Here is a 26,692-nt window from a genome sequence, read left to right on the forward strand (position 1 = left end):
CGCAGCAGCAGCGAGGAAAGGCCGGCCAAGTGCCGGCCTTTCCTTTTCCGGAGCGCGCGCGCGCCGATACAATGCGGCTTTCGCCTGCCGAGTCCCGCCATGCCGTTGCCTTGCGACGATCTGTTCGATGTGGCCTCGCTGCTGAGCGAGGAAGAGCGCGCGATCCAGCAGGCGGTGGCGCGCTTCGTCGATGCCAGGGTGCTGCCGATCATCGGCGATGCGTTCGACCAGGCGCGGTTTCCCGCCGAACTGGTGCCGGAGCTGGCGCAGCTGGGCCTGCTCGGCGCCACGCTGCCGCCCGCCGACGGCGGCGCCGGACTCAATGCGGTCTGCTACGGCCTGATCTGTCAGGAACTGGAACGCGGCGACAGCGGCCTGCGTAGCTTCGTCAGCGTGCAGTCTTCGCTGTGCATGTATCCGATCCACGCCTATGGCAGCCAGGCGCAGCGGCAGCGCTGGTTGCCGGCGATGGCCGCCGGCACCGCGATCGGCTGCTTCGGCCTGACCGAGGCGCAGGGCGGTTCCGACCCGGCCGCGATGCAGACCCGCGCGGTGCGCGATGGCGACGGCTGGCGCCTGAGCGGCAGCAAGATGTGGATCACCAACGGCAGCCTGGCCGACGTGGCGATCGTGTGGGCACAGACCGAGGACGGGGTGCAGGGGTTCCTGGTCGAAGCTGGCACGCCCGGCTTCGCGACCCAGGACATCGAGCACAAGATGAGCCTGCGCGCTTCGGTGACCTCGGCGCTGTTCCTGGACGAGGTGCGCCTGGCGGACACGCAGCGGCTGCCGGGCGTGCGCGGATTGAAGGGTCCGCTGGGTTGCCTGACCCAGGCCCGCTACGGCATCAGCTGGGGCGCGATCGGCGCGGCGATCGCCTGCCTGCGCGAGGCGCTGGCCTATGCCGGCGAGCGCATCCTGTTCGGACGCCCGCTGGCGGCCACGCAGAGCGCGCAGATCAAGCTGGCCGACATGGCCCGGCGCATCGCCGGCGCGCAGCTGTTGGCGCTGCAGCTGGGCCGGCTCAAGGATGCCGGCGCGCTGCAGCCGGCGCAGGTGTCGCTGGCGAAGTGGAACAACGTGCGCATGGCGCTGGACATCGCCCGCGAGTGCCGCGACCTGCTCGGCGGCGCCGGCATCACCACCGAGTACGGTGCCATCCGCCATGCCTTGAACCTGGAGTCGGTGATCACCTACGAAGGCACCGAGACCGTGCACCAACTGGTGGTCGGCCGCGAGCTGACCGGCATCAATGCGTTCTGAACCGGCGCGCGCCGCTGGCGTGGCGCCCGGGGCAATTGACAGGCACGAGGAGGCGAGGGCATGAGCATTTTCGATCTGCGACTGGAAACCGAGCGGCTGCTGCTGCGCCCGCCGAGCGCGGCGGATTTCGCGGACTTCTGCCGTTTCACCGCCGATGCCGAGGCGATGCGCCATCTGGGCGGCGTGCAATCGCCGCCGGTGGCCTGGCGCGCGCTGGCGGCGCTGGTCGGCAGCTGGCAGCTGCAAGGGTTTTCGATGTTCTCGGTGATCGAGAAGCGCAGCGGGCAGTGGATCGGCCGGATCGGGCCGTGGCAACCGCATGGCTGGCCGGGGACCGAGGTCGGCTGGGGAATCGCGCGCCCGTACTGGGGCCAGGGCTATGCGCCGGAAGCGGCGCGCGCGTCGATCGACTGGGCGTTCGCGCAATTGGGCTGGACCGAGGTGATCCACACCATCGCCGCCGACAACGCCAATTCCAAGGCGGTGGCGGCCAAGCTGGGCGCGCGCTACCTGCGCCAGGATCGCCTGCCCGAGCCGATGCAGGCGCACGAGGTGGAAGTGTGGGGGCAGTCGCGCGCGGACTGGCAGGCGCGGCGCTGAGCGGGCTGGCGGCGGTCGCCTCGGCCGTATTCACCTGGCCGCGCCGCGCCGGCGGCTAGGCTGCAAGCCCCAAATCGGTCAGGAGTACGCCATGAGCCAGTACCGCATCGCCGTCTTCGTCGGCAGCCTGCGCAAGGAGTCGTTCAACCGGCGCCTGGCGCTGGCGCTGGAGAAACTGGTCGGCGACCGTGCCCGCTTCGAGTACGTGGAGATCGGCGACCTGCCGCTGTACGACCAGGACCAGGACCACGACTACCCGGAGCAGGGCAAGCGGCTGAAGGCGCAGGTCAGCAACGCCGACGCGGTGCTGTTCGTCACCCCCGAATACAACCGCTCGATCCCCGGCGTGCTCAAGAACGCGATCGACCTGGGCTCGCGGCCCTATGGCGACAGCGCCTTCGCCGGCAAGCCGGCGGCGGTGTGCGGGGTCTCGCCCGGCGCGCTCGGCACCGCGCTGGCGCAGCAGCACCTGCGCAACGTGCTGGCCTACCTGGACATGCCGGTGCTGGGCCAGCCGGAGGTGTTCTTGCAGTTCACGGACGGCTTGATCGAGGCCGACGGCAGCATCGGCAACGCCGACACGCGCAAGTTCCTGCAGGGCTTCGTCGACAAGTTCATCGCCTGGGTCGACGAACTGCAGGCCTAGCCGGCACGAACGCGCGATCGCAGCCGCTGCGACCGATGGCGGCAATGCTGGCGCTGCGGCGATCGCCTTGCGTGGCGCGGCCTGTGCGCAGTTCTCAACGGGTTGTCCACAGACTTGTCCCTAGCCGCGCCGCACGCCGCTGACTAAGATGGCCGGCCGGGTCGCGCCATCGGCGCCGACCCCGCCGACCGCGTCCCCCAGAGAGAAGATCCAGCCCATGTCCGCCCGTCCCGGCTACCGCGGCGACCGCAAAAGCGAGCGTGGCGAACGCAGCGAGCCGCGTATCGATCAGTTGCGCGTGCCGCCGCATTCGATCGAGGCCGAGCAGGCCGTGCTCGGCGGCCTGATGCTGGCGCCCGACGCCTACGACCGGGTCAACGACCAGCTCACCGACAACGATTTCTACCGGCGCGACCACCAGCTGATCTACCGCGCGATCCGCGAGCTGGCCGAGAAGGGCCGTCCGTTCGATGCGGTGACCCTGGGCGAGTGGTTCGAGTCGCAGGGCAAGCTGGAGATGGTCGGCGACGGCGCCTACCTGATCGAACTGGCCAGCACCACGCCGTCGGCGGCCAACATCGCCGCCTACGCCGAGATCGTGCGCGACAAGGCGGTGCTGCGGCAGCTGATCGAGGTCGGCACCAGCATCGTCAACGACGGCTTCCAGCCGGAAGGGCGCGAGAGCGCCGAGCTGCTGGCCAGCGCCGAGAAGGCGGTATTTAAGATCGCCGAAGCCGGCGCGCGCGGGCGCAGCGATTTCGTGGCCATGCCCGGCGCGTTGAAGGACGCGTTCGAGGAATTGCGCAGCCGCTTCGAGAACGGCGGCAACATCACCGGCCTGCCCACCGGCTACAGCGACTTCGACGCGATGACCGCCGGCCTGCAGCCGACCGACCTGATCATCCTGGCCGCGCGTCCGGCGATGGGCAAGACCACGCTGGCGCTGAACATCGCCGAGTACGCCGCGATCAAGTCGAAGAAGGCGGTGGCGGTGTTCTCGATGGAAATGTCGGCCTCGCAGCTGGCGATGCGCCTGATCTCCTCCAACGGCCGCATCAATGCGCAGCGCCTGCGTACCGGCCAGCTCGAGGACGAGGACTGGGCGCGGGTCACCGGCGCGATCAAGATGCTGAAGGAAACCAAGATCTTCATCGACGACACGCCCGGCGTGTCGCCGGAGATCCTGCGCTCCAAGGCGCGCCGGCTCAAGCGCGAGCACGACCTGGGGCTGATCGTCATCGACTACCTGCAGCTGATGTCGGTGCCGGGCAACAGCGAGAACCGCGCCACCGAGATCTCCGAGATCTCGCGCTCGCTCAAGGGCCTGGCCAAGGAACTGGGCGTGCCGGTGATCGCGCTGTCGCAGCTCAACCGCTCGCTGGAAACGCGCACCGACAAGCGCCCGGTGATGGCCGACCTGCGCGAATCCGGCGCAATCGAGCAGGACGCGGACATGATCGTGTTCATCTACCGCGACGATTACTACAACAAGGAAAATTCGCCGGACAAGGGCTTGGCCGAGATCATCATCGGCAAGCATCGCGGCGGCCCGACCGGCTCGTGCAAGCTCAAGTTCTTCGGCGAATACACCCGCTTCGACAATCTGTCGCACGATTCGGTGGGCGCGTTCGAGTAAGCGCCGCACGCGACCACGATGCCGGTCGCGCGATTGCTGCGTTGCGGTAGAAGCAGCCGGCGGCGCGCGTATTCATCCAGCACAGCGATACGTCTGTCACAGAGCGCTGTGACAGCGCTCAACCTCAATCCGTGATGGTCGATACCGGGAGGGAACCCTTCCCGGATCCCCGCCCATGCCGCTGACCGTCACCCATGCGGAAACCGCCGACCGCGATGCCGTCGCCGCGGTCGCCGCGTTGCGTGCGCAGCTGGGCACCGCGCCGCTGGACGCCTTGCTGCTGTTCTGCGACGCCGAATACGATCTGGACGCGCTGGGGCCGGCGATCAAGTCCGGCTTCGACTGCCCGGTGATCGGCTGCACCGCCGCCGGCCAGATTGGCGAGCAGGGCTTCCAGAGCAACGGCATCCTGGTCGCCGGCCTGCGCGGTGGCGTGCTGCAGGCGCAGCCGCTGCTGATCGCGCCGCTCAGCGACCTGCAGGCGCAGGTCGCGGTGGTGGCCGAGACGGTGCAGGCGGCGACGGCCGACAAGGCCGGGCAATGCTTCTCGCTGCTGCTGGTCGACGGGCTGTCCACCTGCGAGGAATACCTGGCGGCGGCGCTGTACCGGATGATCGGCGACGTGCCGCTGCTCGGCGGCTCGGCCGGCGACAACCTGCGTTTCGAGCGCACCCTGGTTTACTACGACGGCCGCTTCCTGGCCGATGCGGCGGTGCTGACCCTGTTCCATTCGCGGCATCCGTTCGTGGTGTTCAAGCTGCAGCACTTCGTCGCCAGCGAGATCGAGCTGGTGGTCACCGATGCCGATCCGGAGCGGCGCCTGATCCGCGAGATCAACGGCGAGCCGGCCGCGCTGGCTTATGCGCAGGCGATCGGTGTGCCGCTGGAAGCGCTGGAACCGAAGGTGTTCTCCACCTATCCGCTGCTGCTGACCTTGAGCGGCGAGCCTTACGTGCGTTCGATCCTGCGCGTCAACGAGGACTTGTCGATGACCTGCTACTGCGCGGTGGAAGAGGGCATGGTGGTGTCGGTCGGCCAGGCGGTGGACGTGATGGAAACGCTGCAGCAGGCCTTTGCCGAGGTGCACGAGACGATACCCGACCCGGCGCTGGTGATCGGTTGCGATTGCATCCTGCGCCGGCTGGAGTTCGGCCAGTCGCAGATGCAGCAGCAGGTCGGCGCGTTCATGGCGCGGCAAAGCGTGTTCGGGTTTTCCACCTACGGCGAGCAGTTCAACGGCTTGCACGTCAATCAGACCTTTACTGGCGTGGCGATCGGGAGATGAGCATGTCCGCAGATGCAGCGACGGTACCGTTCCTGGCGCATGCCGCTGCCGCGCCGCCGGAGAGCGGCGAGACGGCGTTGATCGCCGAGTTGCGCCGGCAACTGGCCGCGCGCGACAAGGTGATCGCGGTGCTGAAGAAGCGGGTCACCGCGCGCGACGATGCGGTGGCCTCGCCGCTGGCGACGCTGCAGCAGAACATCGCGCTGGGCAAGGTGGTCGCGCTGAAGACCCAGGAACTGAACCGCGAGCGGCAGGAACTGGAGCATGCCTTGGACGACCTCGGCAAGGCCCAGGTCGCGCTGCTGCAGGCGCAGAAAATGGAATCGATCGGCCAGCTCGCCGCCGGCATCGCCCACGAGATCAATACGCCGGCGCAGTACGTGCGCGACAACGTCGCGTTCGTGTGCAAGGCCAAGCAGATCCTCGACCACGTGTTCGACATGACCTTCGGTATCGTCGATGCGGCGCGCGCGCAGGGCGTGGCGCCGGAGCTGGTAGCCGCGCTCGACGCGCAGGTGAGCTCGTCCAAGTTCCAGTACCTGCGCAAGCAGACCCCCGAGGCCTTGCAGCAGTCGCTGGAAGGGCTTGACCGCATCACCAAGATCGTCAGTGCGATGAAGACCTTCTCGCATCCTTCGGCCGGCGAGAAGGAGCCGGTGGACCTGCGCGAACTGGTCGCCACCACCATCACCGTCGCCCGCAACGAATGGAAGTACGTGGCCGAGATCGAGACCGATTTCGCCGCCGACGTGCCGCTGGTGCCATGCCTGCGCGACGAGATCGGCCAGGTGCTGCTGAACCTGGTGGTCAACGCGGCGCATGCGATCGGCGACACGCTGGTGCCGGGCGAACGCGAGCAGGGCCGGATCCGCATCATCCTGCGCCGGGCCGGCGACAGCCACGTGGACCTGTGCGTCAGCGACGACGGTCCGGGCATTCCCGAGGCGATCCGGACCAAGGTGTTCGATCCGTTCTTCACCACCAAAGCGGTCGGCAAGGGCACCGGCCAGGGCCTTGCGATCGCCTATTCGGCGGTGGTGGAAAAGCACCAGGGACGGATCTTCTTCGAACCATCGGCGGACCAGCGCGGCACCACCTTCGTGGTGCGGCTGCCGTTGCACGCGGCGGCGGGCTGAACGATGCGCGTGCTGTTCGTCGACGACGAGAAGCAGGTGCTGGCCGGCCTCGAGCGCACCATGTTCATGGCCGATCGCGATTGGGACGTGGCGTTCGCCGGCAGCGGTGCCGAGGCGCTGGTCGCGCTGCAGGCGCAGCCGGCCGACGTGGTGGTCTCGGACATGCGCATGCCGATGATGGACGGCGCCGAACTGCTGCGCCAGGTGCGCGACAGTTGCCCGCGCACCATCCGCATCATCCTGTCCGGGCATACCGAACAGGAAGCGGCGCTGCGTTCGCTGGACGTGGCGCATCAGTTCCTGGCCAAGCCCTGCCAGGGCGATGCGCTGATCGAAGCGATCGATCGCGCGGTGGCGCTGCAGGTGCTGCTGGACGATCCGGCGGTGCAGGCGGTGGCCGGACGCATCGGCGGGCTGCCGTCGGCGCCGCGCATGTTCGCGCGGCTCAACCACCTGCTCGGCGATCCCGCTGCCGGCGTCGCGCAGGTGGCCGCGGTGGTGGAAGGCGACCCGGCGCTGGCCGCCAAGGTGCTGCAGCTGGCCAATTGCGCGTTCTTCGGCAACGGTCATCGCGTGGCCGAGGTCAAGGACGCGGTCAACCGCATCGGCATCGGTCTGCTGCGCACGCTGGTGCTGGCCAGCGAGGTGTTCCACAGCGACGCCGGCGACTCGGCCGACGCGATCCGCGCCGACGCGGTACGCGCGTCGCGGCTGGCGGCGACAGTCGGCAAGGGCCATGCCGCCGAGGACGTGGTCACGACCGCGGCGCTGCTGGCCAACGTCGGCGCGTTGCTGCCGGACATCGCGCGGCTGTGCCGCGATGCCGATCCGCATGGCCGCGGCTTTCCGTCGCATGCGGAGATCGGCGCCTACCTGCTCGGCGTGTGGGGCCTGCCTGGGGCGATCGTCGAGGCGGTCGCGCATCATCGTACGCCGCGCCGGGTCGAGCATCGCCAGTTCGACGCGATCGGCGTGGTGCATGTGGCGGTCGCGCTGGCGCAAGGCCGGGCGCCGGACCTGGAATACCTGCAGGCGATGGGCGTGGCCGCGCAGTTGCCGCAGTGGCAGGCGGCGTGCGCGCAGATTCGCGAAGCGGAGGTCGGGCCATGAGCGAACCGGAACTGCCGCGCATCCTGTGCGTGGACGACGAACCCAATCTGCTGGCGGCGCTGGAGCGCAACCTGTTCGGCCAGTTCGACGTGGTCACCGCCAACGGCGGCGAGGCCGGGCTGGCCGCGATCGCCGCCGGTCCGCCATTCGCGGCGATCGTGTCGGACATGCGCATGCCGGGCATGGACGGCGCCGCGTTCCTGGCCGCGGCGCGCGCGCGCGCGCCGGACAGCGTGCGCCTGCTGTTGACCGGGCAGGCCGATGCGACCTCGGCGATCGCCGCGATCAACCAGGGCGCGATCTTCCGCTTCCTGTGCAAGCCGTGCCCGACCGAGGAACTGGTCGCCGCGCTGGAGCAGGCGGTGGCGCTGCATCGCGCCACGCTGCTGGAACGCGAGCTGCTGGAAACCACGCTGGCCGGCACCACGCGCATGCTCACCGAGGTGCTGTCGATGGTCGCGCCGTGGGCGTTCCAGCGCTCGGCGCAACTGCAGGCCTGCGTCAGCCACGTCACCGCCAAGCTGCCGTGGCCCAACCGCTGGATGGTGGAAGTGGCCGCAGCGCTGAGCCACATCGGCTGCGTCAGCGTGCCGGGCGACATCGTGCAGCGCGAGATCGCCGGCGACGAACTGTCCGAGGAAGAGCAGAAACTGATCGATGGCCACCCGCTGGTCGCGTACCGGCTGCTGACGGCGATCCCGCGCATGCAGCCGGTGGCCGAGATCGTGCGCTACCAGGCGCTGCCGCCGCCGGCCGACGCCGCGCCGGACGTGGTCCGCGGCGCACACCTGCTGCGCGCCTCGCTGCTGCTGGTGCGCGGGCTGGCGCGCAAGCTGCCGCTGGCGCACGCGGTGCAGGAACTGCGCAAGGTCGAGCCGCCGCTGCCGCGCGGCCTGATCGACGCGCTCGCCGACCTGCAGCTCAATACCCGCAGCGGCATCCGCAAGGCCAAGGTCTGCGACCTGGTGCCGGGCTGGCGCCTGGAGCAGGACGTGGTATCCAAGCGCGGCATGATGCTGCTGGCGCACGGCACCGAACTGAGCCTCACCTCGATCCTGGCCTTGCGCAATCTGCAGGCGGCCGGCGCCATCGTCGAGCCGCTGCTGGTCAGCTACGGCAACCAGGAACAGTCCGGCGCGCCGGTCGCCGCCTAATCGGCGCGCCAGCCGGCACCCGAGCCGGTGCCGTGCGCGCTCACGCCGGCTGCGCGCCGGCGCCGAGTATCCTTGCGCGTCCTTTTCCGACCCATCCTGCGCATGAGCTACGCCATCGTCTGGTTCCGGCGCGACCTGCGCCTGCACGATCACCCCGCGTTGCACGCGGCGCTGGCCGCCGGGCATACGCCGGTGCCGGTGTATGTGCACAGTCCCGGCGACGAAGGTGCCTGGGCCGCCGGCGCGGCCTCGTTGAGCTGGCTGCAGCGCTCGCTGGCCGCGCTCGACGCGCAACTGCACGCGCTGGGTTCGCGACTGATCCTGCGCCAGGGCCCGGCCGAGACCGTGCTGCGCGAGCTGATCGCCGAATGCGGCGCGGTCGCGGTTTACTGGAACCGCCGCTACGAACCGGCCACGCAGCCGCGCGACGCCCGGCTCAAGCGCGAACTGCGCGAGCAGGGCCTGCAGGTGCACAGCCACAACGGTGCGCTGCTGTTCGAACCGTGGCAGCTGGCGACCCAGCAGGGCGGGCCGTACAAGGTGTTCACCCCGTTCTGGCGCAGCGCGCTGAGCCATTGGCAGGTGCCTGCGTTGCAGCCTGCACCAAACGCGTTGCCGCCACCGCCGGCGGCCTTGCACAGCCTGCCGCTGCAGCAGCTCGGACTGGCGCCGGCGCTGGGCTGGGACCGCGGCTTCTGGGAGGTATGGCAACCGGGCGAAGCGGGTGCGCACGAAGCGCTGGAGGTGTTCGTCGACGGCGCGCTGCGCGGCTACGTCGCCGGCCGCGACCGTCCCGACCAGGTCGGCACCTCGCGCCTGTCGCCGCACCTGCATTTCGGCGAGATCGCGCCGTGGCGGATCGTCGCCGAATTGGAAAAGCACCGAAGCGCCGCCAGCGGCGCTGCGATCGATGCCTATATCCGCCAACTCGGCTGGCGCGACTTCGCCCATCACCTGCTGCACCATTTCCCGGCCACGCCCGAGCACAACCTCAATCCGCGCTTCGCCCGGTTCCGCTGGGCCGCGCCGGATCCGGCGCAACTGCAGGCCTGGCAGCGCGGCCGCACCGGCGTGCCGATCGTCGATGCCGGCCTGCGCGAGCTGTGGCACACCGGCTGGATGCACAACCGGGTGCGGATGATCGTCGCCAGTTACCTGTGCAAGCACCTGCGCGTGCATTGGTCCGAAGGCGCGCGCTGGTTCTGGGATACGCTGGTCGATGCCGACCTGGCCAACAACACCCTCGGCTGGCAGTGGGTGGCGGGCACCGGCGCCGACGCCGCGCCGTATTTCCGCGTGTTCAATCCGGTGACCCAGGCGCAGAAGTTCGATCCGCAGGGCCGCTACATCGCGCGCTGGGTGCCGGAACTGGCGGCGCTGCCGGTGGCCGAGCGCTTCGCGCCATGGCTGTCGCCGCAGCGCCTGGCCACCAGCGCGCCGCACTATCCACGGCAGCCGATCGTGGACCTGGCCGCCGGACGCGACGCCGCGCTGGCCGCCTACCGCGAGACAAGCGGCGGCGGCTGACGCGGGCCAACGCCGTGCGCGCCTGCTGCGCTCGGGGTGAACCGCGGCAGCGCAGGGCAGGGGGCCGCGATTGACGCCCTTTGCCGCGCCATGATTCACTCCGGCCACGCACAGGGAGCATGCATGGCCACCAGCACAGCCCGCCGCAAGCCGCGGCGCGAACCGATGTCGCGTGTGGATACCGCCTGGTTGCGGATGGAGCGGCCGACCAATCCGATGATGATCACCGGCGTGCTGATGCTCGACGAGGCGCTGTCGCTGTCGCAGTTCAAGCAATTGGTGCGCAAGCGTTTCCTGTCGTTTCCGCGCTTCCAGCAAAAGCCGGTGGACACCGCCACCGGCGCCTACTGGCAACACGACGACGACTTCGACCTGGACTGGCACGTGCGCCTGTCGGCCCTGCCCGGGCGCGGCGGCAAGAAGGCGCTGGAGCGCTTCGCCGGGCAGATGGCGTCCACGCCCTTGGACAAGACCAAGCCGCTGTGGCAGTTCCATCTGATCGAACGCTACGAAGGCGGCTCGGCGCTGGTCGCGCGCATCCACCACAGTTACGCCGACGGCATCGCCCTGGTGCAGGTGCTGCTGTCGCTGACCGACATGCAGCGGGTGCCGGAGCCCGCGGCGCAGCTCGGCCGCGCCTGGCTGAAGGACGACGGCAAGGAGGTGGTGCGCCGGGTCGGGGCCATCGACCGCTACCTGAAACTGGGCGGACGCATGCTCGACAAGGGCCGCGAGATGTACCAGGACCCGAACCTGGCGCAGATGCTGGCCAAGGAAGGCGGCCTGATCGGCCGCGAACTGGCCAATGCGCTGCTGCTGTCCGACGATCCGCCGACGCTGCTGCGCGGGCGCCTGGGGGTCAGCAAGCGGGTGGCCTGGGCCGCGCCGCTGGACCTGGACGAAGTGAAGGCGGTCGGCCGCGCCTGCGACTGCACGGTCAACGACGTGCTGATGGCGACCATGGCCGGCGCCCTGCGCGACTACATGCTCGAGCGCGGCGAACAGCTGGACGGGGTGACCCTGCGCGCCACGGTACCGGTCAACCTGCGCCCGCTGGAACACGCGCGCAAGCTCGGCAACCATTTCGGACTGGTGTTCCTGGACCTGCCCGTCGGCGAGGACAATCCGGTGCGGCGCGTGCAGCGCGTGGCCGAGTCGATGCAGCAGCTCAAGCAGTCGCGGCAGGCGATGGTGGTGTTCGGGTTGCTGGCCGCGGTGGGCATGGCGCCGGCGGCGCTGCAGTCGCTGGCGCTGGACCTGTTCAGCCGCAAGGCGACCACCGTGGCGACCAACGTGCCGGGACCGCAGCAGCCGCTGTACCTGGCCGGCAGCCGCGTGCGCGAGATGATGTTCTGGGTGCCGCAGACCGGCTCGATCGGGGTCGGCGTGTCGATCATGAGCTACAACCACCGCGTGCACTTCGGCCTGATCGGCGACGCGCGGCTGATTCCCGACCCGGATGCGGTGATGCGCCGGATCGGTGCCGAATTCGAGAAGCTGCTGTACCTGGCGCTGATGGGCGACTGGGATCATCCGCTGCGCGCAGCGGATGCGGACGCGCTGCTGCCGGCTTCCTGAACGGGGCACATTGGCGCGCAGCGCGACCGGCGTGGCGTTCATGCCCGTCTCGCAGGCGCTTGTTTATGCTTGCTGCCACTTCAATCCAGATGTGGGAGAGAGCGCGATGAAACGCACCGTGATCCAAGGCATGTCCGTGGCGCTGGCCAGCGCGCTGCTGTTGTCCGCCTGCGCCACCGGCGGTTCCTACGTGCAGCGCGACCAATACGGCAATCCGACCGAACAGCAGAACAACCGCACCGGCCGCGGCGCGCTGATCGGCACCGCGGTCGGCGTCGCCGCCGGCCTGCTCAGCGGCAGCAGCGCCACCGAGCGCCGCCAGCACGCGATGATCGGCGCCGGCATCGGCGCGCTCAGCGGCGCGGCGATCGGCAATTACCAGGATCGCCAGGAACGTGCGCTGCGCGAGCGCACCGCCAACACCGGCATCGACGTGCGCCGCGACGGCGACAACATCACCTTGAACCTGCCCGACGGCATCACCTTCGACTTCAACCAGTCCACGCTGAAGCCGCAGTTCTATTCGGCGCTCAACGGCGTGGCCTCGACCCTGGGCGAATACAACCAGACCATGATCGAAGTGGTCGGGCACACCGACAGCATCGGCAGCGACGCGGTCAACCAGCGCCTGTCCGAGCAGCGTGCCGCCTCGGTGGCGGCGTACCTGACCGCGCAAGGCGTGCAGCGCGAACGTATCGAGACGCTGGGCGCGGGCAAGAAGTACCCGATCGCCGACAACAGCACCGAGGCCGGTCGCGCGCAGAACCGCCGGGTCGAGATCCGCGTGGTGCCGCTGCGCTCCTGAGCGGCGCCTGCCCACCCCGCAAAATGCGAACGGGCCGCTGATGCGGCCCGTTTCGCGTTGTGCGCCAGCTGCGCGCCGGCGTGTTCCAAAGTCGTCCCGAACTCGCCGCGCGCAGGGCCGCGGCCAGCTGCCGCGGTCGCTGCGCGCCCGCCTGCTCAGACCAGCGCTTCTTCCTCCTGCTCCTGCTCCTGCTCCTGCTCCGCCTGCGCCTCCTCCAGCAACGGCAGTTCGGCCAACTGCGGCAACGCCACGGTCTGGGTGTTCATCGCCACGCCGCTGCACAGGGTGAACTCGGCTCCGCTGTCGGCGTGTTGCGCGGCCAGCTTGACCGGGCACTGCGCCAGCATGTAATTGACGTCGAAGTTGAGCTTGTCGACCAGGAAATCGACGAAGGCGCGCACCTTCGGCGACAGCATGCGTCCGCCCGGGAACACCGCGTTGAAATCCAGGTCCGGACCGACCCAGCCGCCGAGCACGCGGCGTGCCTTGCCGGCTTCGATCAGCGGCTTGATCGTCGCATCGCTGGCCAGCACCAGGCCTTCGCCGCACACCAACCCGCCGATCAGCGCGGCCGAGTCGTTGGCGACCAGGATCGGCTGGATCGCGAAGTCGCCGCTCTGCTTGCCGTTGCGTAGCGGCCAGCTGAGCCGGTTGTTGCCGTTGCGGCCATTGCTCAGCGCCAGCGTGCGGTGGTGTTGCAGGTCGTCCGGATGCAGCGGCTCGCCGTGGCGTTCGATGTAGTTGGGGCTGGCGAACACCTGGGTGCGGAAGGTGGCCAGCTTGCGCGCGACCATGGTCGAATCCAGCAGCGCGCCCATGTGCAGGGCCACGTCCACACCCTCGGCGATCGGATCGACCTTGTCGCTGGTCATGACCATTTCCAGGCGCACTTCCGGATGCTGCTTGTGGAATTCGCCCAGGATCGGCGCCACCCAGGAAATGCCGGCGGAGTAGGGCACGCTGAAACGCAGCCAGCCGCGCGGGCCGGCCTGCAGCTGCCCGACCGCGCTCTCGGCTTCCTCCAGTTCGCGGGCGATGCGCTGGCAATGCTCGTGATAGACCGCGCCGGCTTCGGTCAGGCCGAGGCGGCGCGTGGTCCGGTGCAGCAGGCGCGCGCCCAGGCGCGCCTCCAGATCCTGCACCTTTCTGCTGACGGTGGTCTTGGGCAGGCCGAGCGCGTTGGCTGCGGCGATGAAGCTGCCTTGTTCGACCACCTTGACGAAGATCAGGGTGTCGTTCAGATCGTGGGTCATGGCGGGTTCCTGAGGAGTGAGAGCGATTGGACCGGTGACGGGACGATTATTCCCCTTAATTCGGACTAATCAAGTGCGGCTTTGACGCCTAATTTGTACGCATTCGCCGCTACCCAGGCCATTTGCTCATGCTGTTGCGCACTCTGTTCCAGTTTCTCGTCGGCGTCCGTCGCCCGAATCGGCTCGATGGTACGCCCATCGACGCGCTGGAAACCGGTTACCTCAAGGCATTTCGTGAATTCACCCCGCCGCCGCGCAGCCAGGCCGGCAGTTCGATGCAGCTCGGCCAGCGCGGCAGCGGCCGACTCGGCCGGATTGCGATTGTCCCGTTTGCGGGAGTAAAAGTCCCGTGAGCGGGACGCTGGACCCGGAGGTGCTGGTGCTTGGCGGCACCGGCAACATCGGGCTGGGCGTGGTCCGCGCCTTGCTCGAAGCCGGCAGTCCGGTCGTGGCCGTAGCGCGCGACCGCGGCCGGCTGCGCGCCTTGCGCGACCGCTACAGCGACGAACCGGCGTTGGACGTGCTGCAGGGCTCGGCCGCCAACGACGCCACCGCCGCTGCCCTGGCAGCGGCGGTGGCGCAGCGGCCGCGGCCGCTGGCCGGGGTGGTCGCCAGCCTCGGCAGCCCGCTGCGCTGCGGGCGCCTGCTGGACCAGCCGGTGACCGCGCTGCGCCGGCGCATGGAAGCGGACCTGCTGCCGCATCTGGCCGCGGCCCGGCACCTGCTGCCGCTGCTGGCGCAGGCCGAGCGCGGCGGCCGCTACATCCTGCTCGGCAGCCCGTGCGCGTTGCGCGCCTGGGCCGGGCATGGCGAGAGCTCGGTGGCCGCGGCCTCGATCCGCATGCTCGCCCAGGTCCTGCACGAAGAAGCCAAGCCGCTGGGCGTGCGCGTGCAACTGCTGTCGCTGACCCATCCGGTCTGCAGCAGCGAAGCCGGCGCCGACGCCTGCCCGGAATGGTTCACCACGCTCAGCGTCGGCCGTGCCGCGGTGGCGCTGCTGGCCGACGCCGGCGTGCCGGGCCAAGCCATCGTCGACATCGACAAACACCACTACGCGCATCCACGCACCTCGTTGATGACCGCACCGCATTTTTCTCCTTCCACTCACGAGGTTTCTCCATGAACCCGATTCCGATGTCATTCCATTCCCCGTCGCGCGCCTTGCGCCCGCTGGCGATCGCGCTGCTGGCCGCGGCCCTGGCCGCTTGCGGCGGCAAGGCCGAGCAGCAGGGCGCGCCGCCGCCGCCGGCGGTCGGCGTGGCGCCTGCGCTACAGAAGGAAATCAGCCAGTGGGACGAGTTCAGCGGCCGCGTCGAGGCGATCGAACACGTCGACCTGCGCCCGCGCGTGTCCGGCTACATCGACAAGGTCAACTACGTCGAAGGGCAGGAGGTGAAGAAGGGCGATGTGCTGTTCACCATCGACGCGCGCAGCTACCGCGCCGAACTGGCGCGCGCCAACGCCGAACTGGCGCGGGCGCGGACCCAGTCCAAGCTCAGCGGCAGCGAGGCGGCACGCGCCAAGAAACTGTCCGACCAGCAGGCGATCTCCACCGAGACCTGGGAGCAACGCCACGCCGCCGCCGACCAGGCCGAGGCCGACGTGCTCGCCGCGCAGGCCGCGGTGGACACCGCGCGCCTGAATCTGGAGTGGACCCAGGTCCGCGCGCCGATCGACGGCCACGCCGGCCGCGCCCTGGTCACCGCCGGCAATCTGGTCAGCGCCGGCGACAGCGCCAGCGTGCTGACCACGCTGGTGTCGCTGGACAAGGTGCATGTGTACTTCGATGCCGACGAAGGCACCTTCCTGCGCTATGCGCAGATGGCGCGCAAGGGCGAGCGGCCCAGCGAACGCGACGGGCAGTTGCCGGTGCAGGTCGGCCTGGTCGGCGAGGACGGGTTCCCGCACGCCGGCAAGGTCGATTTCCTGGATAACCAGATCACCAGCAGCACCGGCACCATCCGCGTGCGCGCCGTGCTCGACAACGCCGATCGCAGCTTCACCCCGGGCCTGTTCGCCCGCGTGCGCCTGCTCGGCAGCGGCCGCTTCAACGCGCTGCTGATCGACGACCGATCGGTGCTGACCGACCAGGACCGCAAGTACGTCTACGTCGTCGACAAGGACGGCAAGGCGCAGCGTCGCGACGTGCAGCTGGGACGCAGCGCCGAAGGCCTGCGCATCGTGCTCGGCGGGCTCAACGCCGGCGACCGGGTCATCGTCGACGGGGTGCAGAAAGTGTTCATGCCGGGCATGCCGGTGCAGGCCAAGTCCGTGGCCCTGGCCACGACTTCGCCGGCCGCCGCACGCAAGGCCGTCGCCCTCGACTGAGTCGCCTCCGACTGACGCCGGAGGCGCGCACAGCGTCGTAGACCGGCCGCGCTGGCGGCCGGTGTTTGCAGGTCGGGCCACCGTCGTGGCCCGGCGTCGCCGCCGCTTTGCCCGCATTCCTGTTCGGCCATCCGTTTCACCTTAGTTTCCAGGACCACCACCCATGGACTTTTCTAGATTCTTCATCGACCGGCCGATCTTCGCGGCCGTGCTGTCGATCGTCATCTTCGCCGCGGGATTGATCGCGATCCCGATGCTGCCCATCGGCGAATACCCCGAAGTGGTACCGCCGTCGGTGATCGTGCGCACGGTGTATCCGGGCGCCAACCCCAAGGTCATCGCCGAGACCGTCGCCACGCCATTGGAAGAGGCGATCAATGGCGTGGAAGGCATGATGTACATCAAGTCGGTGGCCGGCTCCGACGGCGTGCTGCAGATGACCATCACCTTCCGCCCGGGCACCGACGCCGACGACGCTGCGGTCAAGGTGCAGAACCGCGTCTCGCAGGCGCAGGCGCGCCTGCCCGAGGACGTGCGCCGGCAGGGCGTGACCACGCAGAAGAAATCGCCGACCTTCTTGATGGTCGTGCATGTGACTTCGCCCAAGGGCAAGTACGACACGCTGTATCTGCGCAACTACGCGCGCCTGCACGTCAAGGACGCGCTGGCACGGATCCAGGGCGTGGGCGATGCGCAGGTGTTCGGCGGCGGCGACTACGCGATGCGCGCCTGGCTGGATCCGGAACGCATCGCCGCGCGCGGACTCACCGCCGGCGACGTGGTCGCCGCGATGCGCGAACAGAACGTGCAGGTCTCGGCCGGTCAGCTCGGCGCCGAGCCGATGCCGGACAGCAAGTTCCTGACCCTGATCAACGCGCAGGGCCGCCTACGCAGTGAAAAGGAGTTCGGCGACATCGTGCTCAAGGTCGGCGCCGACGGCGAAACCGTGCGCCTGGGCGACGTCGCGCGCCTGGAACTGGGAGCCGGCGACTACACGCTGCGCTCGCAGCTGGACGGCAAGAACGCGGTCGGCATCGGCATTTTCCAGGCGCCGGGCGCCAATGCGCTGGAGATCCGCGATCAGGTGATCGCGACGATGGACGAACTCACCAAGCAGTTCCCGGCCGACGTGAAGTACGAGGCGGTGTACGACACCACGATCTTCGTGCGCGACTCGATCACCGCCGTGGTGCACACCTTGCTGGAAGCGGTGCTGCTGGTGGTGCTGGTGGTGATCCTGTTCCTGCAGACCTGGCGCGCCTCGATCATTCCGCTGATCGCGGTCCCGGTGTCGGTGGTGGGGACCTTCGCCGCGCTGTACGTGCTGGGCTTCTCGATCAACACGCTGACCTTGTTCGGCCTGGTGCTGGCGATCGGCATCGTCGTCGACGATGCGATCGTGGTGGTGGAGAACGTGGAGCGCAACATCGAGGAGGGATTGACCCCGCTGGCCGCGGCGCATCAGGCGATGCGCGAGGTGTCAGGGCCGATCGTGGCGATCGCGCTGGTGCTGTGCGCGGTGTTCGTGCCGATGGCGTTCCTGTCCGGCGTGACCGGCCAGTTCTACAAGCAGTTCGCGGTCACCATCGCCATCTCCACGGTGATTTCGGCGATCAACTCGCTGACCCTGTCGCCGGCGCTGGCCGCGCTGCTGCTGCGCTCCCACGACGCGCCCAAGGACGCGGTGTCGCGGCTGATGGACCGCCTGTTCGGCGGCTGGCTGTTCCGTCCGTTCAATCGCTTCTTCAACCGCAGCTCCGAACGCTACCAGGGCAGCGTGTCGCGGATCCTCGGCAGGCGCGGCGTGGTGTTCGTGGTCTATCTCGGCCTGTTGGTGGTCACCGGCGTGATGTTCAAGGCGGTGCCGGCCGGTTTCATCCCGACCCAGGACAAGATGTACCTGATCTCCGGCGTGAAGCTGCCCGAGGGCGCCTCGCTCGAACGCACCGACGCGTTGCTGCGCAAGGTCACCAATATCGCCATGCAGACCGACGGCGTCGAGCATGCGATCTCGTTCCCCGGTTTGAACGCGCTGCAGTTCACCAACACGCCCAATACCGGCGTGGTGTTCCTGACCCTGAAGCCGTTCGCCAAGCGCCATCGCAGCGCGCTGGAGATCAACGCCGAAATCAACCAGCGCATCTCGCAGCTGGGCGAAGGCATGGCGTTTGCGTTCATGCCGCCGCCGATCCTGGGCCTGGGCAACGGCAACGGCTACCAGTTGTTCATCGAGGACCGCGCCAACCTGGGCTACGGCGCGCTGCAGAACGCGGTCAACGCGATGCAGGGTGCGGTGGTGCAGACCCCGGGCATGAGCTATCCGATCGGCACCTACCAGGCCAACGTGCCGCAGCTGGATGCCGAGGTCGACCGGGTCAAGGCCAAGGCGCAGGGCGTGGCCCTGACCGATCTGTTCGATACGCTGCAGACCTACCTGGGCTCGACCTACGTCAACGACTTCAACCAGTTCGGCCGTACCTGGCAGGTGATCGCCCAGGCCGACGCGCCGTTCCGCGAGAGCGTGGAGGACATCGCGCGGCTGCGCACCCGCAACGCCGCCGGCGAAATGGTGCCGATCGGCTCGATGGTGACGGTCAAGCAGACCTTCGGTCCGGATCCGGTGCTGCGCTACAACGGCTATCCGGCCGCCGACCTGGCCGGTGAGGCGGATGCGCGCATGCTGTCCTCGGCCGAAGCGATGGCCAAGCTCACCCAGATCGCCAAGCAGGTGCTGCCCAACGGCATGGAGATCGAATGGACCGACCTGAGCTACCAGCAGGCGAGCCAGGGCAAGGCGGCGATGGTGGTGTTCCCGCTGGCGGTGATGTTGGCGTTCCTGGTGCTCGCCGCGCTGTACGAAAGCTGGACGCTGCCGCTGGCGGTGATCCTGATCGTGCCGATGACGCTGCTGTCGGCGCTGTTCGGGGTGTGGCTGACCGGCGGCGACAACAACGTGTTCGTGCAGGTCGGCCTGGTGGTGCTGATGGGCCTGGCGTGCAAGAACGCGATCCTGATCGTCGAGTTCGCCCGCGAACTAGAGCTGCAGGGCAAGGGCATCGTCGAATCGGCGCTGCAGGCCTGCCGCCTGCGCCTGCGCCCGATCGTGATGACCTCGATCGCGTTCATCGCCGGCACCGTGCCGCTGGTGTTCTCGCACGGCGCGGGCGCGGAAGTGCGCTCGGCCACCGGCATCACGGTGTTCGCCGGCATGCTCGGCGTGACCCTGTTCGGTCTGTTCCTGACCCCGGTGTTCTATGTCGCCCTGCGCAAGCTGTCCGGGCGTCCCCTGGTGTCGCATGCGCCGGCGCACGCCGATGCGCCGACCCACGCTTGATCCTTCCATTCCCCCTTTTTAGGAAATCCGCATGAACACGACCCACAAGATCGCCCTCGTCACCGGCGCCACCCGCGGCATCGGCCTGCATACCGTGCGCCAGCTGGCCGAGGCCGGCGTGCACACGCTGCTGGCCGGCCGCGACTCCACCCGCACCACCGCCGCCGCGCTGGAACTGCAGGGCGAGGGCTTGCCGGTGGAGGCGCTGACCCTGGACGTCACCGACGCCGCCAGCATCGCCGCCGCGGTGGCGGCGGTGCAGGCGCGCCACGGCCGGCTCGATATCCTGGTCAACAATGCCGGCATCATGATCGACGACATGAAACTCGCGGTCTCGCAGCAGAGCCAGGACACCTGGCGCAAGACCTTCGACACCAACGTGTTCGGCCTGATCGCGGTCACCCAGGGGTTCCTGCCGCTGCTGCGCGCCGCGCCCGCCGCGCGCATCGTCAACGTGTCCAGCCTGCTCGGCTCGCTCGCCCTGCACAGCCAGCCCGGCTCGCCGATCTACGACTTCAAGATACCGGCCTACAACGTGTCCAAGAGCGCGGTGAACGCGTGGACCGTGCAACTGGCCTACGAACTGCGCGACACCCCGATCAAGGTCAACACCATCCACCCCGGCTACGTGAAGACCGACATGAATTCCGGCGAAGGCGAACTGGAAGTGGCCGACGGCGCGCGCAGCAGCGTGATGATGGCGCTGCTCGACGCCGATGGCCCGACCGGCAGCTACACCCATGTGGGCCAGGTGCTGCCATGGTGATCCGTCCCGCGATCGGCGCGCTGGCGTTGGCGCTGCTCAGCGCCTGCGCCAGCGTCGGCCCCAACTACCACGCCCCGGAACAGGCGCCGGTGACGCTGCAGGGCGCGGCGGCACCGGTGTTCGCGACCACCTCGCCGGTGGCGTCGTGGTGGGCGCAGTTCGACGACCCGGTGCTGGAACAGCTGGTGCACCAGAGCCTGGCCGCCAACCTCGACCTGCGCATCGCCCTGGCGCGGGTGCACGAGGCGCGCGCGGTGTTCGCCGAACGGCGCCTGGACCAGGCGCCGCACGTCACCGCCAACGGCGACTACAGCCGCGGCAAGGCGCCGGATGCGGACGCCGGCGGCGCGCGGGTGCTGACCGAGAGCTACAGCCTGGGCTTCGATGCCGGCTGGGAACTCGATCTATTCGGACGCCAGCGCCGCGCCACCGAGGCGGCGCGCGCCGACCTGGAAGCCGAGCAGGCCGGCATGGCCGATGCGCAGGTCACCGTGGCCGCGGAAGTGGCGCGCAACTACTTCGAGTTGCGCGGCGCGCAGAAGCGCATCGCGGTGGCGCGCACCACGCTGGACAACCTGCGCGATACCCAGCGCCTGACCGAGACCCGCTGGCAGCTGGGCGCCGGCAGCGAACTGGACGTGCAGAGCAGCCGCGCCCGGCTCAAGGCGATCGAGGCCGACATCCCGTTGCTGGAAGTCAGCGAGGCGCAGGCCCGGCATCGGCTGGCGGTGCTGCTGGGCCGCCCGCCCGGCGCGCTGGACGAGCTGCTGGCGCCGCGTGCGACGCCGGCCTACGCCCGCGCGCTGCCGCTGGGCGATACCACCCAGTTGCTGCGCCGGCGACCGGACGTGCGCATCGCCGAGCGCCGGCTGGCGTCGGCGACGGCGCGGATCGGCGTGGCCACCGCCGACCTGTTCCCGCGGATCAGCCTCAGCGGCTTCGTCGGCTTCCTGTCCGGCGATGCCGGCTCGCTGCTACAGGGCAGCAGCAAGGCGTGGTCGCTGACGCCGTCGATCAGCTGGGCAGCGTTCGACTTCGGTACCGTGCGGGCGCGGTTGCGCGCCAGCGAGGCGCAGGCCGACGGTGCTGCCGCCGACTACGAGAAGGCGGTGCTCGGCGCGCTGGAGGACACCGAGAACGCGTTGACCTCCTACGCCAAACAGCAGGCGCGGCTGGCGATCGTCGCCGAGCAGGCGCAAGCGGCCGGCCGTGCCGAAGCGCTGGCGCAATTGCGTTACCGCGAAGGGTCGGAAGATTTCCTGACCCTGCTCGATACGCAGCGTACCAAGCTGTCCGCCGACGATGCCCTGGCCGACGCCGAGGCGTCGGTCAACGTCGGCGTGGTGCGGGTCTACAAGGCGCTCGGCGGCTGGGGCCAGGATGCGGTGCTGCCGCCAGAGGTGGCGCTGGCAACGCCGCCGCCGGCGCCGGTCGCGCACTGACGGCGGGCGTCTGCTTTCGGTTGGTCACAGGCCGCGGGATCGATCCGCGCGAAGCCGCTTCAGTCGCGATGGGCCGCAGCAACGACGCCCATCGCGACCGACGGCTTGCGCCAGGCGAGGGCGCTGCGGCTGGAATGCCGCGGCGCCTGCGCGGCAGCGCAGAGCGAGAACGCGCATGGCGGTGGCATCGGCATCCGGCTCGATGCGATCATGCTGCCGTCACCCATGCACCGCGATCGCTCACTCCTGGATCAGGTCCTCGGCGATCACGTAGGTGTCGCGGCCGCCGTTCTTGGCCTGGTACAGCGCCGCGTCCGCGCGCGAGAACCAATCCTGCCAGTGCTGCTCGTCGCACAGCATGGCCGCGCCGAGGGAGACGCTGATGCGCCCGCCGGGGCCACGCAAGGCCTCGCGCGTGACCTGGTGCAGGCGCTTGGCGAAGGCGGCCAGCTCGTTGCGCGACTGCAGTCGCGTCACCACCACGAATTCCTCGCCGCCGAAGCGGAACACCTCGTCCGGCGCGCGCACCTGGAAGCGCAGCAGTGCGGCCAGCTCGGCCAGCGTGCGGTCGCCGGCGGCGTGCCCGTAGAGATCGTTGACTTCCTTGAAGTGATCGATGTCGATCACGATCAGCCCATGCCGGCGCGTCTTGCGGCGCGTATCGGCCACGCGCTGCGACAGGCTGCGTTCCAGCATGCGCCGGTTCGGCAGCCCGGTCAGCGCGTCGTGCGACGCCAGTTGTTCCAGCTGCACGCGGTCGCCCTCCAGGCGCAGCGACAGCACGTAGCCCAGGCCGGTGATCAGCAGCGACACGGCGATCAGCGAGAACGTGTGCTCGGCGCCGAGCAGGGTGCCCGGGGTGACCAGCATGATCACGATCAAGGTGGCGTTGCAGGCCAGCCCGACGCCGCGCGCGACCACGAAGAAGTTGCTCATCATCACCAGGTACAGCCACGGCACCGCGGCCTGCTGCAGGGCATGGCTGGCCAATGCGCTGCCCAGCAACCAGCTCAGGGTCAGCAGCGGGTCCATGCGGCCGTCGCCGCGGCGCAAGGCCAGCCACGTCGCCAGCGCCGCCAGGCCGGCCAGCGTGGCGCCGGCGGCGGCGCTCCAGGCATGGCCCTGCAGCCACTGATAGGCCCCGAACAGCAACAGCACCGCGGCCGTGGTCGGCCCCAGGATCCTGATGATGCCGAGCCGGAAGTGCCGGCGCATCGAGGCGCTCACGGCCTTGCGGCGCTCTGCATGGCGCGCGCTATCGGCCTGGCGACGACAGGCTGGAGAAAGGCGAGAAAGGCGTGCATGCGGGCATCGCGCTGCGTTAGGGTCGCAGTGGAGAAGCAAATTGTGTGCCGTCCGCCGCATCGGCTGTGTGAGTGCGGCAGGGCGGGCCGATCGCCGGGCAGCTGGCCTTGCCCTCGGGCGGTGCCGCGTGCCGATCCGCCATGCTCCTTAATTGGCAAAGGCGTGAGCCGGCGCAGTGGGGGGGGCGTTGCCCTTGCACTTCACTCCCGCTGAGGCACGGGTACCGCTGCCGCTGCGGGAACGGTGCCGGCGACGCGGGCCATCTGCAGCCTGGCCGCCTGGCTCTGGTCGGCCGCCAGCCGCTGGCAGTCGTGGTGGAACGTGGCCTGCGGCAGGCGTTCGGCCAGGAAGTCGACGAAGCTGCGGATCGCCGGCAGCAGGCCGCGGCGGCTCGGGTAGACGAAATGCAGCAGGCCCTGGGCGGTGCTGTAGTCCGGCAGCACCCATTCCAGCATGCCGTTGTCGAGCAGCGGGGCGCAGTATTGCTCGGGTAGCAGCGCCACTCCGCAGTGTTGCACGGCGGCGGCGATCAGCACCGAGAAATCCCCGCTGACCAGCCGTGGCACGACCTCGATCGCGGTCTTGTTGCCGTCGCCGTCGAGCAGTTCCCACAGCTGTGCGCCCTCGTGCTCGAACATCGACAACGCCGGCAACTGGGCCAGCTCCTGCAGGGTCTGCGGACGGCCATGCGTGTCCAGGAACGCGCGGCTGGCCACCAGCATGCTGCGCGCATGGCCGATGCTGCGCACCACCAGCGTGGCATCGGTATCGAGTTTGTCGCGCACGCGGATCGCCACGTCGTAGCCTTCGCCGATCACGTCCACGCGGCGGTTGGTCGCGGTGAGCCGCACCTGCACCTTGGGGTGTTCGAGCAGGAACGCCGGCAGGATCGGGCCCAGCACGTTCTGCGCCAGCGACACCGGGCAGCTGACCCGCACCACGCCGCGCGGCTCGGTGCGCAGTTCGTCGACCGCCTCCTGCGCGGCGCGCGCTTCTTCCAGTACCGCGCGGCAGTGCTGGTAGAAGCGCGTGCCGACCTCGGTGACCACGAAACGCCGCGTGGTCCGCTGCAGCAGGCGCACGCCGAGGCGTTCCTCGAGCTGGGCGATGCGCTTGCTCAGCCGCGACTTGGGCAGGCCCAACGCGCGCCCGGCGGCGGAAAATCCGCCGTGTTCGACCACCGAGGCGAAGAAATACAGATCGTTGAGGTCGTGCAGGACGCCGTCCATCGTCGGGCTCATCGTTTCTCGTTGCGAACGATCAGTGTACTTCAGGCGGACTAATCGTTCGATTGTTTCGCGAGTATCGTCTTTGCCATGCCGCTACGCGGTCAACGCAAAGGAACCTCCATGAAACTCCTGCACATCGACAGCAGCGCACTCGGCGCGCATTCCGTCTCGCGCGGCCTGACCGCGGCCATCGTTGCCGAGTTCGTCGCCGCGCATCCGGGCGTGGACGTCGCCTACCGCGACGTGCATGCCGCGCCGCTGAGCCACTGGGCGCCGCCGGCCGGCGATGCCGACCCGGCGGCCATCGAAAACAGCCAGGTACTGGAAGAGTTCCTGGGCGCCGACGTCGTCGTGATCGGCGCGCCGATGTACAACTTCGGCATCGCCAGCTCGCTGAAGGCCTGGATCGACCGCCTCGCCGTGGCCGGCAAGACCTTCCGCTACGGCGCAGCCGGTCCGGAAGGCCTTGCCGGCGGCAAGCGCGTGATCGTCGCGTCTTCGCGCGGCGGCATCTACAGCCCGGGCAGCCCGGCGGCGGCAAACGATTTCCAGGAAACCTACCTGCGTGCCGCGTTCGGCTTCTTCGGCATCACCGACATCGAGTTCGTCCGCGCCGAAGGCGTGGCGATGAGCGACGATCACCGCACCCAGGCGATCGGCGGCGCGATCGCCGGCATCGGCGGCTTGTTGCGCGAAGCGGCGTGATCTGCCGCGTCGCGCGTTGCCGCAAAGTCTTCCGGTAGAGCGGGGGCGTCGGTGAGGCAAGAGCGGCTGGGCGCAAATACGCCCGGCCGCTTTCGTATATGCGCCGGGGTGGTGAACTTCTTGTGCAGGGCGTCGGCAAGAGCTCACACGGCCGCCATGGCGATGCTGCTGCATGGGCCATGCCGAAGAGATCGGGATGCGCCCGTCCATCCGATGGCGTCCATGCCACCAAGGGAGGTCGTTGCCGGCGCTGGATCCCGCTTTGTGGCGGCTCTACTTGGCTTCGTCGTCGATCAGGCGCATGCCTTGCGGGCTGAGCGCGATGTCGCCGTCTTCGCCTTGCGCGGCGTAGTTCTCGCGCACGGCCCAATTCGCCTCTTCTTCGGTGACAGGCTTCGTGGCATGAATGTCTTGCAGAATGCGCAGTTGTTCGTTGGTCAGTTGCATGGCGAACCAGAGTCGGCAATCGATGCCGTCACCGTACAGACCGCGCGTGATGGGTATGTCGCCGGCACTGGCCTGGGCAGGCTGCGTTTCTTCGAGCGGCACAGCGCCACGCGCCGTCAATTGTGGGATCCGCAACGCAAGTCCGGACATCGTTCCTCGCATGTCGTCGTTCCGACATGCCGCAAGGACATCTTCCTAACAGTACCTGCCGCATCCTTGCCTCACCAGCTGTGCGGCCGTAGGTAAATCTCAGGGCTGCTTCAAGGGTGCAGGCATCCGCGGCTGGACCATCTTCTTTCGATACGTTGCAGATGCGCCCACCGCGGTGCGGTCTGGCAACCTGCAGCTGCGCCGTGCGCTACCGGCGCTCCTCATAACGACTGACAACACCTCGATCCGCTCACGTGCAGCGTCGAATCGATGTGCTGGGCGATGGTGTTCGCTGCGAATGCTGCCGTCGCGATTGCTCCGCGGTAGACCGCGCTGATTCCGGCAACGTCCACAGGCGCATCGCGCATGCCGGCCAAGGCACGTCTTGTCGATGGCGGGTACAAACAAAAAGGGCCGGATTGCCCTGGAATCCAGGAAAATCCGACCCTTGTCGTACGTCCGCGAATTGCTGCGAACGTTCAGATGGTGGAGGTGGGCGGAATCGAACCGCCGTCCGAAGGCACTCCATCCCCGGCACTACATGCTTAGCTCATCGTTGGATCTCATCCCGGAACAGCACGATGTGCGAAGCGCATCCCGGGACCAGCCTGCTTTATTTAGCCAATGGTTGACAGGCAGCCACCACCGGCGATTCCGTGATAATGACCCTACGTCGCGAGCACGGACACAAGCGATTTCGGGGCTAGGCCTTAAGCGGCCAGTGCGTAGTTGTCGTCGTTGGCAACTATAAGTTTGCTGCTGGATTTACGAGGAAAGCGGCCCCCTCGGCATGCGCCAAGCGATTTTGCAACCCCCGTCGAAACCAGTGCACCCCCGGGGAAAACGTAAAACGCTGACCCACACAGTGTAGGGATCGGGGAGGCCAGTCACAAGTCTTGCGACAGGGGCGGCTTAAGCTGGCTTCACTCGGCGCGGCAGCTGGCGGTCTGCGCCGACGGATCTCCCCCAGGCATGGAGCACCGCGATGGCAAC

At 68.8% G+C, this 26,692-nt stretch carries 23 protein-coding genes and 1 other RNA gene; 18 read left to right on the forward strand and 6 right to left on the reverse strand.

What is annotated here, in order from left to right:
* The first annotated feature begins 99 nt into the window (after window positions 1–99).
* From HEP73_RS09465 to HEP73_RS09515, 11 genes are all read left to right on the forward strand, one after another.
* On the forward strand, window positions 100–1,263 hold the full coding sequence (locus HEP73_RS09465; protein WP_185822982.1) for an acyl-CoA dehydrogenase family protein: 1,164 nt from the start codon (window positions 100–102) through the stop codon (window positions 1,261–1,263).
* A gap of 60 nt (window positions 1,264–1,323) precedes the next feature.
* Window positions 1,324–1,863 (forward strand): GNAT family N-acetyltransferase, encoded by a 540-nt coding sequence (locus HEP73_RS09470; RefSeq protein ID WP_185822983.1) that lies wholly within the window; start codon window positions 1,324–1,326, stop codon window positions 1,861–1,863.
* 91 nt (window positions 1,864–1,954) lie between these two features.
* Window positions 1,955–2,509: an NADPH-dependent FMN reductase gene (locus tag HEP73_RS09475; protein WP_185816150.1), complete on the forward strand. Its 555-nt coding sequence runs from the start codon at window positions 1,955–1,957 to the stop codon at window positions 2,507–2,509.
* 217 nt (window positions 2,510–2,726) lie between these two features.
* Window positions 2,727–4,145, forward strand: coding sequence for a replicative DNA helicase (locus HEP73_RS09480; protein WP_185816151.1), 1,419 nt, complete (start codon window positions 2,727–2,729; stop codon window positions 4,143–4,145).
* 175 nt (window positions 4,146–4,320) lie between these two features.
* Window positions 4,321–5,430, forward strand: coding sequence for an FIST N-terminal domain-containing protein (locus HEP73_RS09485; RefSeq protein WP_185822984.1), 1,110 nt, complete (start codon window positions 4,321–4,323; stop codon window positions 5,428–5,430).
* A 2-nt stretch (window positions 5,431–5,432) separates the two neighbouring features.
* Entirely contained in the window at window positions 5,433–6,566 is a 1,134-nt protein-coding gene (locus tag HEP73_RS09490; RefSeq protein ID WP_185822985.1) for a sensor histidine kinase, read from the forward strand.
* 3 nt (window positions 6,567–6,569) lie between these two features.
* Window positions 6,570–7,676: an HDOD domain-containing protein gene (locus HEP73_RS09495; RefSeq protein WP_185822986.1), complete on the forward strand. Its 1,107-nt coding sequence runs from the start codon at window positions 6,570–6,572 to the stop codon at window positions 7,674–7,676.
* Complete coding sequence (locus HEP73_RS09500) at window positions 7,673–8,830, forward strand: HD domain-containing phosphohydrolase (RefSeq protein ID WP_185816155.1); 1,158 nt, start codon at window positions 7,673–7,675, stop codon at window positions 8,828–8,830. Before HEP73_RS09495 ends, HEP73_RS09500 begins: the two co-directional genes overlap by 4 nt.
* A 102-nt stretch (window positions 8,831–8,932) precedes the next feature.
* Window positions 8,933–10,357 (forward strand): cryptochrome/photolyase family protein, encoded by a 1,425-nt coding sequence (locus HEP73_RS09505; RefSeq protein WP_185822987.1) that lies wholly within the window; start codon window positions 8,933–8,935, stop codon window positions 10,355–10,357.
* A 123-nt stretch (window positions 10,358–10,480) separates the two neighbouring features.
* On the forward strand, window positions 10,481–11,935 hold the full coding sequence (locus HEP73_RS09510) for a WS/DGAT/MGAT family O-acyltransferase (RefSeq protein WP_185822988.1): 1,455 nt from the start codon (window positions 10,481–10,483) through the stop codon (window positions 11,933–11,935).
* Window positions 11,936–12,041: 106 nt separating this feature from the next.
* Window positions 12,042–12,740 (forward strand): OmpA family protein, encoded by a 699-nt coding sequence (locus tag HEP73_RS09515; protein WP_185816158.1) that lies wholly within the window; start codon window positions 12,042–12,044, stop codon window positions 12,738–12,740.
* Window positions 12,741–12,895: 155 nt separating this feature from the next.
* On the opposite strand, the gene HEP73_RS09520 is transcribed toward HEP73_RS09515, so the two are convergent.
* Window positions 12,896–13,993 (reverse strand): LysR family transcriptional regulator, encoded by a 1,098-nt coding sequence (locus HEP73_RS09520; protein WP_185822989.1) that lies wholly within the window; start codon window positions 13,991–13,993, stop codon window positions 12,896–12,898.
* A 128-nt stretch (window positions 13,994–14,121) separates the two neighbouring features.
* Here HEP73_RS09520 and HEP73_RS09525 point away from each other — a divergent pair, with 128 nt between their 5' ends.
* The 6 genes from HEP73_RS09525 to HEP73_RS09550 all read left to right on the forward strand — a co-directional run bounded on the left by HEP73_RS09525 (window position 14,122) and on the right by HEP73_RS09550 (window position 21,863).
* The gene (locus HEP73_RS09525; RefSeq protein WP_185822990.1) at window positions 14,122–14,346 is read left to right on the forward strand and encodes a hypothetical protein; all 225 of its coding nucleotides are present in this window, start codon (window positions 14,122–14,124) and stop codon (window positions 14,344–14,346) included.
* Window positions 14,343–15,116, forward strand: a complete 774-nt coding sequence (locus tag HEP73_RS09530; RefSeq protein ID WP_185816161.1) for an SDR family NAD(P)-dependent oxidoreductase — start codon at window positions 14,343–14,345, stop codon at window positions 15,114–15,116. The genes HEP73_RS09525 and HEP73_RS09530 overlap by 4 nt, the downstream gene beginning before the upstream one ends.
* Before the next feature lie 11 nt (window positions 15,117–15,127).
* Window positions 15,128–16,321 (forward strand): efflux RND transporter periplasmic adaptor subunit, encoded by a 1,194-nt coding sequence (locus HEP73_RS09535; RefSeq protein WP_185822991.1) that lies wholly within the window; start codon window positions 15,128–15,130, stop codon window positions 16,319–16,321.
* A 163-nt stretch (window positions 16,322–16,484) separates the two neighbouring features.
* Window positions 16,485–19,655: an efflux RND transporter permease subunit gene (locus HEP73_RS09540; protein ID WP_185822992.1), complete on the forward strand. Its 3,171-nt coding sequence runs from the start codon at window positions 16,485–16,487 to the stop codon at window positions 19,653–19,655.
* A 31-nt stretch (window positions 19,656–19,686) separates the two neighbouring features.
* Window positions 19,687–20,421 (forward strand): SDR family oxidoreductase, encoded by a 735-nt coding sequence (locus HEP73_RS09545; protein WP_185822993.1) that lies wholly within the window; start codon window positions 19,687–19,689, stop codon window positions 20,419–20,421.
* Window positions 20,415–21,863 (forward strand): efflux transporter outer membrane subunit, encoded by a 1,449-nt coding sequence (locus HEP73_RS09550; RefSeq protein WP_185822994.1) that lies wholly within the window; start codon window positions 20,415–20,417, stop codon window positions 21,861–21,863. Before HEP73_RS09545 ends, HEP73_RS09550 begins: the two co-directional genes overlap by 7 nt.
* Window positions 21,864–21,922: 59 nt before the next feature.
* Here HEP73_RS09550 and HEP73_RS09555 read toward each other — a convergent pair whose 3' ends face one another.
* The 3 genes from HEP73_RS09555 to HEP73_RS09565 form a co-directional block, all read right to left on the reverse strand.
* The gene (locus HEP73_RS09555; RefSeq protein ID WP_185822995.1) at window positions 21,923–22,090 is read right to left on the reverse strand and encodes a hypothetical protein; all 168 of its coding nucleotides are present in this window, start codon (window positions 22,088–22,090) and stop codon (window positions 21,923–21,925) included.
* A 13-nt stretch (window positions 22,091–22,103) separates the two neighbouring features.
* Window positions 22,104–23,078 carry a GGDEF domain-containing protein gene (locus tag HEP73_RS09560; protein WP_185822996.1) on the reverse strand — a complete coding sequence of 325 codons (975 nt, stop codon included), beginning with the start codon at window positions 23,076–23,078 and terminating at the stop codon, window positions 22,104–22,106.
* A 290-nt stretch (window positions 23,079–23,368) separates the two neighbouring features.
* Window positions 23,369–24,397 carry a LysR substrate-binding domain-containing protein gene (locus tag HEP73_RS09565; RefSeq protein WP_185823367.1) on the reverse strand — a complete coding sequence of 343 codons (1,029 nt, stop codon included), beginning with the start codon at window positions 24,395–24,397 and terminating at the stop codon, window positions 23,369–23,371.
* A gap of 120 nt (window positions 24,398–24,517) precedes the next feature.
* On the opposite strand from HEP73_RS09565, the gene HEP73_RS09570 reads away from it, so the two are divergent.
* Window positions 24,518–25,102: an FMN-dependent NADH-azoreductase gene (locus HEP73_RS09570; protein ID WP_185822997.1), complete on the forward strand. Its 585-nt coding sequence runs from the start codon at window positions 24,518–24,520 to the stop codon at window positions 25,100–25,102.
* Between the two features lie 273 nt (window positions 25,103–25,375).
* On the opposite strand, the gene HEP73_RS09575 is transcribed toward HEP73_RS09570, so the two are convergent.
* Both HEP73_RS09575 and ssrA read right to left on the reverse strand, forming a co-directional pair.
* Window positions 25,376–25,711 (reverse strand): hypothetical protein, encoded by a 336-nt coding sequence (locus HEP73_RS09575; RefSeq protein ID WP_221899428.1) that lies wholly within the window; start codon window positions 25,709–25,711, stop codon window positions 25,376–25,378.
* 472 nt (window positions 25,712–26,183) lie between these two features.
* Window positions 26,184–26,535: a transfer-messenger RNA gene (gene ssrA / locus HEP73_RS09580) on the reverse strand.
* Between the last annotated feature and the right edge of the window lie 157 nt (window positions 26,536–26,692).

Source organism: Xanthomonas sp. GW (genome assembly GCF_014236815.1).
Lineage (GTDB): Bacteria > Pseudomonadota > Gammaproteobacteria > Xanthomonadales > Xanthomonadaceae > Xanthomonas_A.

Excerpts from the sequence above, each read along its gene's own strand:
- HEP73_RS09575 (WP_221899428.1), bottom strand. The coding sequence starts at position 25,711 with ATGCGAGGAACGATGTCCGGACTTGCGTTGCGGATCCCACAATTGACG.
- HEP73_RS09550 (WP_185822994.1), top strand. The coding sequence starts at position 20,415 with ATGGTGATCCGTCCCGCGATCGGCGCGCTGGCGTTGGCGCTGCTCAGC.
- HEP73_RS09505 (WP_185822987.1), top strand. The coding sequence starts at position 8,933 with ATGAGCTACGCCATCGTCTGGTTCCGGCGCGACCTGCGCCTGCACGAT.
- HEP73_RS09520 (WP_185822989.1), bottom strand. The coding sequence starts at position 13,993 with ATGACCCACGATCTGAACGACACCCTGATCTTCGTCAAGGTGGTCGAA.
- HEP73_RS09465 (WP_185822982.1), top strand. The coding sequence starts at position 100 with ATGCCGTTGCCTTGCGACGATCTGTTCGATGTGGCCTCGCTGCTGAGC.
- HEP73_RS09540 (WP_185822992.1), top strand. The coding sequence starts at position 16,485 with ATGGACTTTTCTAGATTCTTCATCGACCGGCCGATCTTCGCGGCCGTG.
- HEP73_RS09555 (WP_185822995.1), bottom strand. The coding sequence starts at position 22,090 with ATGGGTGACGGCAGCATGATCGCATCGAGCCGGATGCCGATGCCACCG.
- HEP73_RS09470 (WP_185822983.1), top strand. The coding sequence starts at position 1,324 with ATGAGCATTTTCGATCTGCGACTGGAAACCGAGCGGCTGCTGCTGCGC.
- HEP73_RS09510 (WP_185822988.1), top strand. The coding sequence starts at position 10,481 with ATGGCCACCAGCACAGCCCGCCGCAAGCCGCGGCGCGAACCGATGTCG.
- HEP73_RS09565 (WP_185823367.1), bottom strand. The coding sequence starts at position 24,397 with ATGGACGGCGTCCTGCACGACCTCAACGATCTGTATTTCTTCGCCTCG.
- HEP73_RS09515 (WP_185816158.1), top strand. The coding sequence starts at position 12,042 with ATGAAACGCACCGTGATCCAAGGCATGTCCGTGGCGCTGGCCAGCGCG.
- HEP73_RS09570 (WP_185822997.1), top strand. The coding sequence starts at position 24,518 with ATGAAACTCCTGCACATCGACAGCAGCGCACTCGGCGCGCATTCCGTC.
- HEP73_RS09475 (WP_185816150.1), top strand. The coding sequence starts at position 1,955 with ATGAGCCAGTACCGCATCGCCGTCTTCGTCGGCAGCCTGCGCAAGGAG.
- HEP73_RS09485 (WP_185822984.1), top strand. The coding sequence starts at position 4,321 with ATGCCGCTGACCGTCACCCATGCGGAAACCGCCGACCGCGATGCCGTC.
- HEP73_RS09525 (WP_185822990.1), top strand. The coding sequence starts at position 14,122 with ATGCTGTTGCGCACTCTGTTCCAGTTTCTCGTCGGCGTCCGTCGCCCG.
- HEP73_RS09560 (WP_185822996.1), bottom strand. The coding sequence starts at position 23,078 with ATGCGCCGGCACTTCCGGCTCGGCATCATCAGGATCCTGGGGCCGACC.
- HEP73_RS09535 (WP_185822991.1), top strand. The coding sequence starts at position 15,128 with ATGTCATTCCATTCCCCGTCGCGCGCCTTGCGCCCGCTGGCGATCGCG.
- HEP73_RS09490 (WP_185822985.1), top strand. The coding sequence starts at position 5,433 with ATGTCCGCAGATGCAGCGACGGTACCGTTCCTGGCGCATGCCGCTGCC.
- HEP73_RS09500 (WP_185816155.1), top strand. The coding sequence starts at position 7,673 with ATGAGCGAACCGGAACTGCCGCGCATCCTGTGCGTGGACGACGAACCC.
- HEP73_RS09480 (WP_185816151.1), top strand. The coding sequence starts at position 2,727 with ATGTCCGCCCGTCCCGGCTACCGCGGCGACCGCAAAAGCGAGCGTGGC.
- HEP73_RS09545 (WP_185822993.1), top strand. The coding sequence starts at position 19,687 with ATGAACACGACCCACAAGATCGCCCTCGTCACCGGCGCCACCCGCGGC.
- HEP73_RS09495 (WP_185822986.1), top strand. The coding sequence starts at position 6,570 with ATGCGCGTGCTGTTCGTCGACGACGAGAAGCAGGTGCTGGCCGGCCTC.